At 57.5% G+C, this 15,254-nt stretch carries 10 protein-coding genes; all 10 read left to right on the forward strand.

Annotation, left to right across the window (positions count from 1 at the left end; translation table 11 throughout):
* Positions 1 to 28 precede the first annotated feature (28 nt).
* Complete coding sequence (locus RUDLU_RS26975) at positions 29 to 1,855, forward strand: carbamoyltransferase family protein (RefSeq protein ID WP_019987248.1); 1,827 nt, start codon at positions 29 to 31, stop codon at positions 1,853 to 1,855.
* Positions 1,856 to 1,887: 32 nt separating this feature from the next.
* Positions 1,888 to 2,856: a glycosyltransferase family 2 protein gene (locus RUDLU_RS0104960; protein ID WP_027302770.1), complete on the forward strand. Its 969-nt coding sequence runs from the start codon at positions 1,888 to 1,890 to the stop codon at positions 2,854 to 2,856.
* A gap of 53 nt (positions 2,857 to 2,909) precedes the next feature.
* A complete protein-coding gene (locus RUDLU_RS0104965) occupies positions 2,910 to 3,923 on the forward strand; it encodes a glycosyltransferase family 9 protein (protein WP_019987250.1) in 1,014 nt (337 codons plus the stop codon).
* 311 nt (positions 3,924 to 4,234) lie between these two features.
* Positions 4,235 to 5,896, forward strand: coding sequence for a carboxylesterase/lipase family protein (locus RUDLU_RS0104970; protein ID WP_019987251.1), 1,662 nt, complete (start codon positions 4,235 to 4,237; stop codon positions 5,894 to 5,896).
* A gap of 44 nt (positions 5,897 to 5,940) precedes the next feature.
* Positions 5,941 to 6,891 carry a glycosyltransferase gene (locus RUDLU_RS0104975; protein WP_019987252.1) on the forward strand — a complete coding sequence of 317 codons (951 nt, stop codon included), beginning with the start codon at positions 5,941 to 5,943 and terminating at the stop codon, positions 6,889 to 6,891.
* Positions 6,892 to 6,922: 31 nt separating this feature from the next.
* Complete coding sequence (locus RUDLU_RS0104980) at positions 6,923 to 7,315, forward strand: VOC family protein (RefSeq protein WP_019987253.1); 393 nt, start codon at positions 6,923 to 6,925, stop codon at positions 7,313 to 7,315.
* A gap of 442 nt (positions 7,316 to 7,757) precedes the next feature.
* The gene (locus RUDLU_RS0104985; protein WP_019987254.1) at positions 7,758 to 8,405 is read left to right on the forward strand and encodes a response regulator transcription factor; all 648 of its coding nucleotides are present in this window, start codon (positions 7,758 to 7,760) and stop codon (positions 8,403 to 8,405) included.
* A gap of 8 nt (positions 8,406 to 8,413) precedes the next feature.
* A complete protein-coding gene (locus RUDLU_RS0104990) occupies positions 8,414 to 10,156 on the forward strand; it encodes a tetratricopeptide repeat-containing sensor histidine kinase (RefSeq protein WP_019987255.1) in 1,743 nt (580 codons plus the stop codon).
* Positions 10,157 to 10,247: 91 nt separating this feature from the next.
* On the forward strand, positions 10,248 to 13,478 hold the full coding sequence (locus RUDLU_RS0104995; protein WP_019987256.1) for a SusC/RagA family TonB-linked outer membrane protein: 3,231 nt from the start codon (positions 10,248 to 10,250) through the stop codon (positions 13,476 to 13,478).
* Positions 13,479 to 13,605: 127 nt separating this feature from the next.
* Complete coding sequence (locus tag RUDLU_RS0105000; protein ID WP_019987257.1) at positions 13,606 to 15,177, forward strand: RagB/SusD family nutrient uptake outer membrane protein; 1,572 nt, start codon at positions 13,606 to 13,608, stop codon at positions 15,175 to 15,177.
* Positions 15,178 to 15,254 lie beyond the last annotated feature (77 nt).

Raw genomic sequence — 15,254 nt, forward strand, 5'->3', positions numbered from 1 at the left:
AAAACTGCGGGTTCGACCCGCCAACGTTATGTACACTTTAGGAATCAACGCGGCTTTTCATGACCCGGCTGCGGTCCTTGTCTGCGACGGGGTGGTACTGGCCGCTGCCGAAGAAGAGCGGTTCACCCACATCAAGCACGGCAAACGACCGGTGCCTTTTTCGACCTGGGAGCTACCCTACCACGCCATTGATTTTTGCCTTCGAAAGGCCGGCATTCAACTCACCGACGTCGATCATATTGCCTATTCGTTCGACCCGGAGCCATTGCTGGGCGGGCAATCGGATACGCTCACTGTCCGGATTCCGTTTCGCCCCGAAGCCATTGGGCAGCTCATGAACCCCAACCATACGGGCGACAATTGGCAAAACCCCTACGAAGGCCTGTTTCTGGCTTCGATTCTGAATGCGCCCGGCCACCTTGTCGATGGCGTGCCGCTTCACCTGGCCAAACGATTCCGGGGAGCCACGCTTTCCACGCTCGGGCCGTGGCATTTTGTGAATCACCACCTGGCGCACGCAGCCAGTGCTTTTTTACCCAGCCCATACACCAAAGCCGCCGTGCTGGTGATCGACGGGCGGGGCGAAACGGCCACGACCAGCTACTGGCTCGGCGAAGGCAACAGGCTTGACCTCATCGGCGAGGTGAAACTCCCCCATTCGCTGGGCCTTTTGTACGAGGACATGACCGAATACCTGGGCTTCCTGCGTTCGTCGGACGAGTACAAAGTGATGGCGCTGGCCTCGTTTGGCCAACCCCGCTACACCGACTATTTCCGAAGCCTCATTCACCTCGGCCCCGAGGGGCAATACACCATCGACAAACCCGATTTTGTGGCTCAGTTCGGGCCAGCTCGCGACAAAGGGAGCGACCTCGCCCAGCTTCATTTCGACATCGCCCATTCGCTGCAACAGGTGCTCGAAGAAACCGTGTTGCACCTGATCGGGTGGCTTCACCAACGCACGGGCGCCGATACCCTGTGCCTGGCGGGTGGGGTGGCCCTCAACTGCGTAATGAATGCCCGGCTGCGCGACGAGGGCCCTTTTCGGAACATCTGGATTCAGCCAGCCGCGGGCGACGCCGGTACGGCCCTGGGGGCGGCTCTGCACATCGACGCCCAGCAGCGACAAACCGACACCCGCGCCTACCAGATGGAGCACGTGTACCTGGGCCCGGCTTACTCCGACGCTGATATTGAACGGTTTTTGCAGTGGTCGAAGCTCCCGTACCGGCGGCTCGAAAACGTAGCCGATGAAGTCGCTGACTATCTGACCGAGGGGCATATTATTGGGTGGTTTCAGCAGGGGATGGAGTTTGGGCCACGGGCCCTCGGTGCCCGATCTATTCTGGCCCCGCCGTTTCCGGCCGAGATGCAGGCCAAACTTAATGATCTCAAAGACCGGGAAGATTTCCGGCCGGTAGCCCCCGTAGTGCTCGAAGAAGCCGCCGACCGCTATTTTCTGAATATCCGTCCGTCTGCCTCCGGTGCGTCTACCCCGAACGCTTTCATGTTGTTTGTGAACGATGTGAGACCCGAACGACGCGACGACATCCCGGCCGTAACTCATACCGACGGGACCGCCCGGATTCAGACGGTAAACGCCCGGCAAAATGGGCCCTACTACGCCCTTCTGAAGGCGTTTGAACGTCGAACAGGCGTGCCCGTGCTCATCAACACCTCGTTTAACACCCGGGGCGAACCGGTTGTATGCTCCCCCCGCGACGCCATTGAGTCATTCTGGACCTCCCCGCTCGATGCACTCGTGATTGGGTCGTTTATGCTCGTAAAAACCGGCACCGCTTTCGCCCGTCAGAGCGAAGCAGTTTCCAAAGAGTTTATGCCGTTGTACGAATAACTGCGTTACTGCCCACGTTTCACCGCTGCTCCATGACACCTCTTATATCCGTTGTGATTCCGACGTTTCGGCGACCGCACCTGCTACAACGTTGCCTGAATGCCCTCGGCAAACAAACATTTGCCCACGATGCATTCGAAGTTCTGGTTGTCGACGATGGCAACGAGTTGGCCACCGCCGATATCGTCGATGCTGCTACCGAAGCCACCGGACTTACCATTCGGTATTTGCGGCAGGTACAACGCCGGGGTCCGGCCGCAGCCCGCAACCGGGGCTGGCAGGCTGCCGAGGGGTGCATCATCGCCTTTACCGACGATGACTGTATTCCGCAACCGGGCTGGCTGGCAGCAGCCAATGAGGGGTTCGAAGCCGGGGCCACCGTGCTGACGGGCCGGGTGATTATGCCCCTCCCCAACCAGCCCACGGCCCACGATCGTACCACCGCCCTGCTCCAATCGGCCGAGTTTGTGACAGCTAACTGCTTCTGTATGCGGTCGGCGCTGGAGCGGGTGGGCGGATTCGATGAGTCGTTTGATATGGCCTGGCGCGAAGACAGCGCCCTTCAGTTTGCCCTACTGGAAGCCGGAATTTCGATTGAACCCTGCCCCGATGCCGTGATTGTGCACCCGCTGGAACCCACAGGTTGGCAGGCCCCAATGCGTAACGAGCGCAAAAACCAGTACGACGCCCTGCTCTACAAACGCTACCCCCATTTGTTTCGCGAGCGCATTCCGCAGTACCGGGGGCTGGTGGCTACCTACTATGGTGCGGTGGGTAGTGCCATACTGGCCGCTGGTGGAGCAGCCGTAGGCAACCGGGCGCTGATGCGGGCGGGTGGCCTAAGCTGGCTGGCCTTGACCGCCCTACTAACGGCCCGACGGCAGGCTGGCCAACCCGCCGACCAATTGCCGCGCAACGCCCTTGTCAGCGCTGTAACGCCTTTTCTATCGGTGTACTGGCGGTTGTACGGGTCGGCCAAACACCGGGTCTGGTTCTGGTGAGTAGCTACTGGCAGCGTCCCCAACACACAAACCCCACAACCAACTTTTACTCAATGAACACACTTACCCGTCTGCTGCAAGCTCCCCCGCAACGGATTGTAATATTTCGGGCGCTCAAACTCGGCGACCTGCTGTGTGCGGTTCCGGCGTTTCGGGCGTTACGCCAAGCGTTTCCCGAGGCTCATATTGCCCTGCTTAGCCTACCCTGGGCGGCCGAGTTTGTAAAGCTTTTTCCGGCGTACTTCGACGAATTCATCCCGTTTCCGGGTTGGCCTGGCTTACCGGAGCAGCCTGTTGACCCGGCAAAAACGGTAGCCTTTCTCACCCAGATGCAAGCCCGCGAGTGGGACATTGCCCTTCAGATGCAAGGTAACGGCACGTTTGTCAACGCCATGCTGAGCCTGTTCGGAGCCCGGCTGGTGGCCGGGTACTACCCTCAGCACCTGCCCGCCGAACGAATGGGAAGTCCCGACCTCTGGATGCCCTACCCCCAACCTGAGCACGAGGTAATCCGGCACGAGCGACTCATGGAATTTCTGGGCTTACCGGCCGCGGGCTACGAACTGGAGTTCCCACCCACCCCAACGGATTCTCCCCTACCCGACGCCCTGAACGCCCTCCGTGGGCCGTACGTCTGCGTACACGCTGGTGGTATTTCGGGCCGACGCTGGCCCGCAGAGCAGTTTGCCCATGTGGCCGACCGGCTGGCAACGGCAGGGCTAACCGTTGTCCTGACCGGCACCCAGGCGGAAGCCACCATTGCCCAGACAGTACAGCAACACATGCACCAACGGGCGGTTGATTTGACCGGCCAAACCGACTTACCCACACTGGCGGCTGTGCTCCGGCATTCGGGCGGACTTGTGAGCAACGATACGGGCGTATCGCACCTGGCTGCGGCCTGTCAGGTACCCAGCGTGGTGATTTTCACCTCCGCCGACCCCGCTGAGTGGGCACCGCTGGCTACCCATCGACACCACGCCGTTCGGGAGGCCGATGCTACCCCCACCACCATCGCCGACCGGCTGCTATCGCTTGTTCGGAATAGGGTCAACCAGCTGCTATAAAAGTCAAACCAAAATTCTCAGTACTGGACATTAGATGTTGGACATTAGACGTTAGACCTCCCTCTATAAAGATAGTAAGTCTAACGTCCAGTATCTGAAGTCCGAATGTCCAGTACTGAAACCAAAATTCACGTCATTTTATGACTCTCTAGTTTGCCTGAAAGCTTCCCCCACCCTTAGTTCAAGGAGGGCGGTCCGGCGTTCCGGGTTAGGGGGTGGTCTACCACTTCCAGTATTACGGAGCCGAAAGAATTAGATTACCGCCCTTTTTCGCTTCCAGAAACAAGCCTGCACGCGTAACCTTTTATTCCATGAACCCCATTCACCGAAGAGATTTTCTGGCACAACTCGCCCTGACTACCTCCGCCCTCTCCCTGCCCTCGCTTGGTATGGCGCACACGGGTAAAGCCGACGAATTTATCCAGACCGACACCGCCTACGGCCGGATTCGGGGCGTGCGTCAGGATGGCGTCAATATATTCAAGGGCATACCCTACGGTGGTCGGGTTTCGGGCGATCGCCGGTTTCGGCGACCCGCCCCGCTGGAGCCCTGGACAGGCGTGCGCGATGCTCTTCAGGTAGGCCCACCCGCCATACAGGCACCCCGCCGGAACGAACCGACCCCGAGCGAAGACTGCCTGTTTTTGAACGTCTGGACACCCGCCAACGACAATCGTAAACGGCCGGTCATGTTTTACAACCACGGGGGTGGATTCGTGATTGGCTCGGGCGCGTCGGCGAGTCAGGATGGGGCCAATCTGGCCCGTAACTTCGACGTGGTCGTGGTGGAAACAAACCACCGGCTGGGGTTGCTCGGTTTTCTGTACCTCGACGAACTGGCAGGCTCCGACTATGCCGGGTCGGGCAACATGGGGATGCTCGACATTGTCGACGGGCTGAAATGGGTACACGAAAATATTGCCCGATTCGGGGGCGACCCGGCCAATGTGATGATCTGGGGCGAGTCGGGTGGTGGGGCAAAAACGGCCTGCCTGTACACCATGCCCTCGGCCGCTCCGTATTTCAACAAGGCCTCGATCGAAAGCGGGCCGGGTGTCCGTATGACGACCAAAGACGTAGCCGCTGAGGCTACGGCCCGGCTGTTGCACGAGCTGAACATTGCCCCTAAAGACTGGCGAAAGCTGCTCGACGTACCGGCCGCCGACTTGCTGGCGATTCAAACCAAACTGCCTTTTGTGGCCCCATTCCTGGAAAAAAACAACGCCAAACCGCCTATGGACCGGAAAGCGGGCGGCTTCGGGCCGGTGGTGGATGGAGTGGCTCTACCGCAGCATCCGTTCGATCCCAAAGCCCCGGCTATTTCGCGCAACAAACCCCTGCTGGTGGGCTGGAACGAAGACGAATACACGTTTTTTGCCTGGGAACGTAAAGACACCGACTTCGCCAAACTGACCTTCGACTCGCTGCCTGCCAAGCTGGAACCCACCTACGGGACCGACGCCCAAAAAATTGTGGATACCTACCGCAAAGCTAACCCCAACGCATCGGCCCCGGATATTTTCGTGGCTATTTCGTCCATCACCATGATGGGCCTTGGATCGGTGGATATTGCGGAGAAAAAAGCCAAGCAGGGCGGGGCTCCGGTGTACCTCTACAATTTTGGGTATAAGTCAGAAAAAAAAGTACCTGGCACCGACTACGCCATGGGCACCCCGCACGCCATGGATATTTCGTTTAAGTTCAACAACGAGATTATGCCCCGCGATGGGTCGCCACCGCGCGAGAGCTTTTTCGGGGGCAACCGGCCCGAACGCTTTGCAGCCTCGCGCCACTTTGCCGAACTCTGGACCTCTTTTGCCCGCACCGGTAAACCGAGCCTTCAGGGTGGCCCCGCATGGCCCGCTTACAACCCCAAAACCCGACCTACCCTACGCATCGACACGACCTGCACGGTCATCAACAACCGCTTTGCCGACGAACTCGCCCTCTGGCGATCTCTCGGCAAACTGTAGCCGGCGGGCCTGCCCCGCATCATTACTCAAACGTTAGCGAAACCATGAAACTGAACATTCTGATCTGGCACATTCACGGTGCCTATCTCACGGCCATTACCCAAACCGAACACAATTGGTACCTCCCCGTCCGGCCCGACCGGGCGGAGGGGTACATTGGCCGGGGAGAAGGCTCTACCCTGCCCGATTACGTGCGCGAGGTGCCCGCCGACCGGATTAAGGACCTCGACCTGAACCTGATTATCTACCAGACTCCGAAGAATTACACCATCGACAGATTCGAGATCCTGTCGGAAGCGCAGCGGCAGTTGCCGGGTATTTATCTGGAGCATAACACCCCCGAACCGCACCCGACACACACGCTGCACCCGGCCTCTGGTGACCCCGGCGTGCAACTGGTACATGTAACGCAGTATAACCGACTCATGTGGGACAACGGGCAGGCTCCCGCACAGGTCATCGAGCACAGTGTGGCCATTGACCCCACGGTGCAGTACACCGGGCAGCGGGCCGAAGGGATTTGTGTGATCAACAACATGCAGCACCGGGGCCGGATTGCCGGGTATGACCTGTTCGAAACCCTCCGCAAACGCGTGCCCCTCACCACCGTCGGGATGGATGCCGGGGCCATTGGCGGGCTGGGCGAAATTCACTACCGCGACCTGCACCGTACGGTAGCCAACTACCGGTTTCTGTTCAGCCCGATGCGGTACAGCAGCCTGCCGTTGGCCGTGATCGAGGCCATGACCATCGGGATGCCGGTTGTGGCTCTGGCAACTACCGAGTTACCAACGGTGATCGAGAACGGGGTGCACGGGTTTGTTGCCAACGACCCCGATGTGCTGGCCGACCGGATGCAGTACCTCATTGACCACCCCGACGAGGCCATTCGAATGGGGGCCAATGCGCAACAACTGGCCCGCACCCGGTTCGGAATAGGGCGGTTTGTGCAAGACTGGAACCAACTCTTTTCCCGATTGACCGCTTCGGTGTGAACCGAGACTGTAAATAGACCATATTTGCCCTATGAGCATTGAACACATAGCCATTTGGGTGCGCGACCTTGAGGGAATGCGGGCGTTCTACCAGACGTATTTCGGAGCGGTTCCCAACGACAAATACACCAACGCCCGCAAAGGGTTTTCGTCGTACTTTCTGTCGTTTCCCGACGGTGGGCCGCGGCTCGAACTGATGCAGATGCCGGGCATTCCCGACTCGCAAAACGACCCGCTGGTGCAGTTTACGGGTCTGATTCACTTGGCCATCTCGGTCGGGAGCGAGGCCGACGTGGATGCCCTCACCGAGCGGCTCCGGGCCGATGGGTACACCATTGCGGGTGAACCCCGGCGCACCGGCGACGGCTACTACGAAAGCGTAGTGCTCGACCCCGAACTAAACCGGCTTGAAATAACGGCCTGAGTCCGAACGAAAACGCTCACACCAGCCCCTAATTGCGCCTGTTTTAACGTGAATTATGGAAAATGGCAGACCGGTCAGCTGGCGTCAGCTTTTACTTATAAACGAATTGCTTTAGAAAACTTTGTCTATAGCTCACCTTATTTTAGCGTAAAAAAGGCCCTGAGAGAGGGCCTTTTTTACGCTACTAAGGCTATAGGGTAAACCCTAAGTTTTCGGAAAATTGGGGTTTACCCTATTCCCCCGACCGCCCTTTCCGTCCTAATTTTGCTTAACAAAGTTCAATAAAAGAGCCCCGAATAGGTAAAACTATTGGGCCTCAGTTGAACAAGAGAGCATACGTCCTGAACGTTAACTAATTTTGGGGTTTAGTTACCCAAAACCTTTAACCACCATTGATCAAATCCGCCTGCCGGACCCCATCAGTGGGTAATTAATCGAATTCATGATACGGGTGTTGATCGCCGACGATCATAATGTGTTTGTCGAAGGGATTGAGTCGCTGTTGTCGGGCTCGTCGGAGATTGCCGTGACCCAACGTTGCTTCACCGTAGCGTCGGCGCTCGCATCATTGCAGGCGAACCCAGTTGATGTCGTGTTGCTCGATATTTCGTTTCCGCACATCGACGATGGCCTTGGGCTTTGCGAACAGATTAATCGACTATATCCACACATAAAAGTGATTGCCCTAACCATGCACGACGACGCCAGCCTGATTAAGCGGGTGGTGAAAAAAGGCGTGAAGGGGTACCTGTTGAAAAACACCACAAAAACCGAATTGCTTCAGGCTATTCTGACGGTACACGGCGAGAAACAGTATTTCAACGAAACCATAACCCATATACTTCTTAACGATGAGCCACGGAGCCGAAAGGCTACGTCGGGGGCGGGGTTGCGACCCAACCTGACCCCGCGCGAGTCGGAGGTGCTGGCCCTGATTGCACAGGGCCTCACCACCCAGCAAATGGCTAATCAGCTGTTTGTCAGCTCCAAGGCCGTCGAATTTCACCGCAGCAGCCTCCTGATGAAGTTCGGCGTACCCAATACGGCCCTGCTCATCAAGAACGCCATGGAAATGCAGTACATTGATTAACCGACAACATGGATAGGGTTCTCTGGCTTTATCTGGGTCTGATGCTGAGCGCCGGTCAGGCACTCGGCCGGGCCGACTCGGTCCGCATCGATAGTGTCAAGAGAGCGATAAACCGGTTTCTGGGCGATAAACAGTATGCCAGGGCGGCTCAGTCGTACGAGCAGCTGGGGTACCTCTATCACCAACAGTTTGGTTACAACAAGTACACCATGGATGCCTATTTCAACGGACTCAAATACTACAGTCTGGCGGGCGACTCGCTGGGGTACTACCAACAGCATCTGGTGATTGGCGACTACTACACGCACGACTACTTTATGCAGTCGTCGGCAGAGAAATACCTGACCAAGGCGCTCCAATACTTCAGGCGCGTCCGAAACCTGCCCAAAATCATCGAATGCCGGCTGGGGCTGGCCAACATCGACCAGAAAAAAGTACCGATTCCGGCCGGGCTGGCCACCCGGCTGCGCGAGGTAGAGCAACTGAGTGCCGCCAACAAACAGACGTACTTTCAGGCGTTTGCGCAGAATCTGTTGGCCAACACGTATTCGCAACTCAAAAAGCCCGACTCGGCGCAGTACTATGCCAGCCGGAGCCTGATTCTGGCTAAGCAATTGAATATCAACTGGCTCATTGCGCTCAATCATTTTTACCTCGGCATTGTCGAACAGTTTAAGAACAACCCGCAGGCGGCTCTGAAAGCCTACGAGCAAAGCGTAACCCTGGCCCGGTCGGAAAATAACGTCGGGATGCTCCGCGAACTGGCCAAGCACTCGGCCACCAGCTATTCGAGCATGGGCAACTACAAGCAGGCCTACGAGGCCTCGCTGCGGGCGCTCGACTTTGCCGATGAGTTTTACCTTTCGGAGCAAACCAAAAGCATTCGGTTACAGGAGCTGGACAGTCAGATCAAAACCCTTGAAATTGAAAAACAGCTGGTTGAACAGCAAAGTGCACATCAGCGACTACTCAACACAACCTTGGCCATTATTCTGATCATTAGCGTTTTGGGGGTAGTAGCCCTGATCTTTCTGCGCCGTCAGCAGAAACTGATTGCCCACCAGCAGTCGGTAATTGCCCAGCAGCAGATCCGGCAACTCGAACTGAAATCGCTGCGGGCCATGATTGAGGGGCAGGAAGGCGAACGGAGCCGGATTGCCCGCGATTTGCACGACGGCCTGGGCATTCAGCTCTCGCGCATCAAACTCTTTGTCGAAGCGCATCAGGAGCAGTTACCCAACTCGGTTAAAGAGCCGCTCAACCAGTTTCTCGACGAAGCCTGTACCGAAACCCGGCTGGTATCGAGCAACTTACGACCCTACACGCTCACCACGTTTGGGCTTATTCCGGCCCTCGAAGACCTGGTCCAAAAGCTTAATCTGGTCAACGAAACGCGGCTTATTCTGGAGCATTACGGCGAGCTACCCCCGCTGGGCGACGAGGCTTCGGTGATGCTGTACCGGGTGGTGCAGGAGTTGCTCAACAACGCCCTGAAACACGCACAGGCTGGGCAAATTACGGTTCAGATTATGGCCAACGACGAAACCCTGCTGATTAGCGTCGACGACGACGGGCGGGGGGCCGAGTTTCCGGAAGTTCCGACCCGGGGCAACGGTATCACTAATATCAAGTCGCGCATTAACTACCTCGGCGGGCAGGTCATGTGGCAGAGCGAACCGCAACGGGGCACCTCGGTCATGATTTCGCTGCCCATACCCCGGCTTCTAAAAACCGAATCCATACCCGAGTAAATCAACCGGCCCCCGGCGGTAGGCGGGGCTCATACACACCAAATTATCTACTACCCCTATCACCTTACTATTTCAAACACAATTACCACTCATGAAGAAACATGTGCTTACGGGTACCGTTCTGTTGAGCTGTTGGCTGACGGCCTACGCGCAGGAACGTCCATCAGCCCGGGCCGCCCTCGATCCGAATCGGGCGGCACTGGCCACCACCAAAGCGGTGAACCCGGCCAAACGCAATGCACCGGCCGACGTGCAGGCGCTCATACGGGGTACCGTATCCGACGAAAAAGGCGTTGGCCTACCCGGCTCAACCGTGTCGGTAAAAGGAACGCAGATCGGAACAACCACCGACGTAAACGGGGCTTTCTCGATCAACATGCCCGAGGGGGCCAAGGTATTGGTGTTCTCCTTTATCGGTATGAAAACCCAGGAGGTGGAAGTCGGTAGCCGCACCACCCTCAACATCACGCTCCAAACCGGCGATCAGTCGCTGGACGAGGTGGTGGTCATCGGCTACGGTACGGCCAAACGCTCGGACGTGACTTCGTCGATCACAACGATCAAAGCCACCGAGCTGAAAGATATTCCGGCCGCTGGTATCGATCAGTTGTTGCAGGGCAAAGCCGCCGGGGTAACCGTTACGAGCAACGGCGGGCAGCCGGGCGGTGGCGTATCGGTGAAGGTACGCGGGGTTACCTCGATCAACAGCAACGACCCGCTGTTTGTGATTGATGGCGTGCCGTTTGTGGGCGGCAACACCTCCTCAAGCTCTGGCTATGCCGGGCTGGGCGGCAGCGATGGGCAGACCGGCAACTCGGTGATGGCCATGCTCAACCCCAACGATATTGAGAGCATCGACGTACTGAAAGATGCCTCGGCTCAGGCCATTTATGGGTCGCAGGCGGCCAATGGGGTGATTCTCGTGACCACCAAAAAAGGCAAGCAGGGCGAGGGAAAAATCAACTACGAAATGTACACGGGGGTGTCGGAAGTGGCCAAACGGCTCGACCTGATGAACCTGCGCGACTTTGCCCGGTACCAGAACGAGGTTTTGCCGATTATTGGCAACCCCGTGGCCGACGAGTTTCGGAACCCCGACCTGCTCGGCGAGGGTACCGACTGGCAGGAGGCCATGTTTCAACGCGGCAAAATCAACAACCACCAACTGAGTTTTTCGGGTGGGCAGAACAAAACGACCTACTACCTCTCGCTCAACTATTTCGACAACAAGGGGATTCTGCTCGGTTCTGATTTCAAGCGGTACGCGTCGCGGTTTAGCCTCGACAGCCAACTCAAAAGTTGGGCCAAGGTGGGAATCAGCGCCAACGTGTCGCGCAGTATCCAGAACGTGTCATTGGCCGATGCCGCCGAAGGAACCATCTGGTGGGGAGCCTCAACAAGCCCACTCACGCCCGTGAAGAACCTCGACGGCAGCTGGGGCGGTGGCCAAACCGTGGGCGGGGTGCAGTACTTCGGGGCCAACCTTGTAGGCAACAGTCAGTTCCGGGGCAACACCAAAACCACCAACAACATTTTTGGTAGCCTCTACGCCGAGCTGCAAATCCTGAAAGACCTCTCGCTGCGCAACGAGCTTTCGTACTCACTCGGGCAGGACAACAACGTGGCTTTCCAGAAGGCCGGCAACGTAGGCAGCACCTCATTTCGGAGCAAACTGATCGACTCGCGGTCCGACAGCTACTACTGGTCGCTTACCAACTACCTGACCTACAACAAGTACGTGGGCAAACACGGTATTCAGGCAACGGTGGGGCATCAGGCGCAGAACTCGTACTACCAGGGCATTTCGGGCACCAAGGTCGACTTGCAGGCCAACATTTTTGATCTCAACACGGGCAGTGCCGACCAAACCACCTGGGGTCTGAGCGGTGGCAAAGGGCAGTGGGCCATGGAGTCGTGGTTTGCCCGCGCCAACTATACCTACGGCGATAAGTACTCGATTTCGGCCAGTTTCCGGGCCGACGGCTCGTCGAACTTCGGCCCAAACAACCGGTGGGGGTATTTCCCCGGCGTATCGGTGGGCTGGACGCTCTCGAACGAAGAGTTTATGAAAGGCGCAATTGCCAACGTGCTGAGCTATGCCAAAGTGCGGGCGGGCTACGGCGCTGTGGGGAATCAGAACTTCCCCGGTGGGGCACCCAACCCGGCCTATGTGGGTGCGGTGCAGTTTTTCTCAGGCCCGGTGGGCTTCGGTTCGTCGAACATGATCAATGGCATTCCGAACCCCAACCTCAAGTGGGAGTCGGTGAAAACCACCAACGTCGGGGTTGACCTCGGTTTCCTCAACGGCCGCATCGATGCTACGGTCGACGTGTACAAGAAAGTAACGTCGGACATGATTATCTTCCTGACCGGCCCCAACCTCATCGGGGTGGGCGATCAGTGGGACGACCTGAAAGCTCCGCTGGGCAACGCCGGCCGCATGACCAACACCGGTATTGATATTGGCCTGACTACCACCAACATCAAAAAAGGCAACTTCAGCTGGAAGACCAACGGCGTGCTGACCCAGTTTACGAACCGCTACGAGAAAGCAGCCTCGGCGGCATCGGCCCTCGACGGCAAGATTTACTACAACAACTACCTCGTTACGCACACCACGCCGGGCCGGCCGGTGGGCTCGTTCTGGGGGCTGGTAACCGACGGGCTGTTCCGCACGCAGGAGGAGCTGAACGCGGGCCTGCCGCAGTTTGGGTACAAGGTGAATCCGACCGAAACCTGGCTCGGCGACATCCGGTTCCGCGACATCAACGGCGACAAAAAGATCGACGCGCAGGACTACACCTACATTGGCAGCCCACTACCCAAGTTTACCTGGGGTCTGACCAACTCGGTCAACTACGGCGACTTCGACTTCTCTTTGTTTCTGCAAGGCAGTCAGGGGGCCAAGGCGTTTAACTTTTTGCGCTGGCAGCTGGAAGGGCTGAGCAATGCGTACACCAATCAGCTCAAGACTGTAAACGACCGCTATACGGCCGACAACACCGACGGAGCCCTACCCCGGTTTACGAACACGAACAAAAACAACACGGCTATGTCGGACCGGTACGTGGAAGATGCCTCCTACGCCCGGATTCAGAACATCACGATTGGCTACCGCTTGCCCCGCACGGTACTCAACCGGGTGAAGGTGGCCAACGTACGGGTGTACGGTTCGATCCAGAACCTGAAAACCTTCACGAAGTACTCAGGCTACGACCCTGAAATCGGCGCGTTCAACAACAGCATCAAGCTCATGAACGTCGACGCAGGCCACTACCCGAACCCACGCACGTTTACCGTCGGCGCGAATCTTCAATTCTAAAATGATGAGTTGTTACGCAGAGATACACAGAGAAAAGCGAGGTACGCTGAGAAGTACATGTACCTCTGTGAATCTCCTCTTACTCTGCGCATCTCTGCGTAACAACCTCTTTCACTCATTAAATATCATGAAACGAAACTTCATATACGCTGCCCTTCTGGCCCCGGCTCTGCTGCTGGCTGGCTGCAAGGAAAGCTTCATAGAGCGGCCCTCGCTGTCGGGCACAACTACTGGCAACTATTACAACAATGCCGACGAAGTGCGGGCGGCTACCAGCACCCTGTACAGCGGCCTGCCCTGGCGCAACTACGAAAGCCGGGCGCAGGACGCCATCGGCGACGTACTGGCCGGTAACATGTTTACCTACACCGACACCGAGTATCTGAACTTTACGATCTCGTCGGCATCCGAACGCATTGGCGCGTCGTGGGGCGCTTTTTACAAGATCATCGGCTACGCCAACGTGATGATCAAAACGTTCGAGGAAAAGAAAGCCGCCGGGGGAGGTGCCGCCTACCTCGACCCGGCCATTGCCGAGTGCCGTTTTATCCGGGGGCTGGTATATTTCTACATCGCCCGCACCTGGGGGGCCGCCCCGATCATCACCGATCCGGGTGCAACCGCCCTATCTGGTGACTTCAACATTCCCCGGTATTTCCAGAAAGACGTACTTCGGTTTGCGCTGGAAGACTTGCAGGCCGCTGAGAAAGGACTGCCTGAGTCGGACGTACCGGGCCGGGTGACGAAGTATGCCGCCAAAGGGCTGATGGCCAAGCTGTACCTGTACCAGAAAGACTACGCCAACGCCAAAACCAAAGCCGAGGAGGTAATCAACGCTGGCAAATACACGCTTGTGAGCGACTACAACGGCATGTTTACCAAGGCAAGCATGAACAACAATGCCGAGTCGATCTTCTCGATTCAGCATCAGTTTGCGCAAGACCCCTGGGGTACGGGCAACATCAAAAACCCCGACCGGGGTGCGGGTGCCCTGCGTACGTCCGAAGCCGACGCCTGGGAAATGTACGTACCCTCGCTCGACATGCTGAAAGAGTACGAGTTTGGCGACCTGCGTCGGCGATGGTCGGTGATGGAACACGGCTGGACCAACCCCAGCTGGAAACCGCAACGCGCCAACGCGCCGAAATACAACGCCTTTATGGCCAACGGTTTCCGGTACGACACCCTCCAGCCGGTTGAAGAAGGCGGCAGCCTGAGCCCTACCCGCTCGAACATCCTGAAATACTTTGCCGGGCCAGGCAAGAGCTTCGGCGGGGAGCCGGTGCTGGGACAAAACTCAGGCAACAACGTGGTGTTGCTGCGTTATGCCGATATTCTGCTCATTTATGCCGAGGCTATTCTGGCCGGGCAGGCTTCCACCTCCGACGCCAAAGCCCTCGACGCCCTCAATCAGGTACGGAAACGGGCGGGTCTGAACCCCAAAACCTCGATTACCAACGACGATATTCTGCACGAGCGCCGGGTCGAGTTTGCGTTTGAGGGCGATTACTGGTACGATATTCAGCGGCAGGGCTTTGCCAAAGCCAAGGCGATCATCGAGAAGCAGAACCGGGGTACCGTCACCGGGGCGGTGTACCTGACCAACTTCACCGAAGACAAGATGTATCTGCCCATTCCGGCCGGCGAAATTGTGCAGGCCCCCGCGTTGGGCAAAGACCCTGTTCCGTATTACAAGTAATGGATTGGAACACGGATCGGCCGGATATAACGGAGTAGACCGATTTGAAGCAAGCCGTTTTCATCCATTCAATCCGC

The sequence above is a fragment of the Rudanella lutea DSM 19387 genome (assembly GCF_000383955.1).
Taxonomy (GTDB): domain Bacteria; phylum Bacteroidota; class Bacteroidia; order Cytophagales; family Spirosomataceae; genus Rudanella; species Rudanella lutea.

What these genes read in the sequence shown, in the direction of transcription:
- RUDLU_RS0104965 (WP_019987250.1), top strand. Translation starts at nt 2,910, where the DNA reads ATGAACACACTTACCCGTCTGCTGCAAGCTCCCCCGCAACGGATTGTA.
- RUDLU_RS0104985 (WP_019987254.1), top strand. Translation starts at nt 7,758, where the DNA reads ATGATACGGGTGTTGATCGCCGACGATCATAATGTGTTTGTCGAAGGG.
- RUDLU_RS0104990 (WP_019987255.1), top strand. Translation starts at nt 8,414, where the DNA reads ATGGATAGGGTTCTCTGGCTTTATCTGGGTCTGATGCTGAGCGCCGGT.
- RUDLU_RS0104960 (WP_027302770.1), top strand. Translation starts at nt 1,888, where the DNA reads ATGACACCTCTTATATCCGTTGTGATTCCGACGTTTCGGCGACCGCAC.
- RUDLU_RS0104980 (WP_019987253.1), top strand. Translation starts at nt 6,923, where the DNA reads ATGAGCATTGAACACATAGCCATTTGGGTGCGCGACCTTGAGGGAATG.
- RUDLU_RS26975 (WP_019987248.1), top strand. Translation starts at nt 29, where the DNA reads ATGTACACTTTAGGAATCAACGCGGCTTTTCATGACCCGGCTGCGGTC.
- RUDLU_RS0104970 (WP_019987251.1), top strand. Translation starts at nt 4,235, where the DNA reads ATGAACCCCATTCACCGAAGAGATTTTCTGGCACAACTCGCCCTGACT.
- RUDLU_RS0104995 (WP_019987256.1), top strand. Translation starts at nt 10,248, where the DNA reads ATGAAGAAACATGTGCTTACGGGTACCGTTCTGTTGAGCTGTTGGCTG.
- RUDLU_RS0105000 (WP_019987257.1), top strand. Translation starts at nt 13,606, where the DNA reads ATGAAACGAAACTTCATATACGCTGCCCTTCTGGCCCCGGCTCTGCTG.
- RUDLU_RS0104975 (WP_019987252.1), top strand. Translation starts at nt 5,941, where the DNA reads ATGAAACTGAACATTCTGATCTGGCACATTCACGGTGCCTATCTCACG.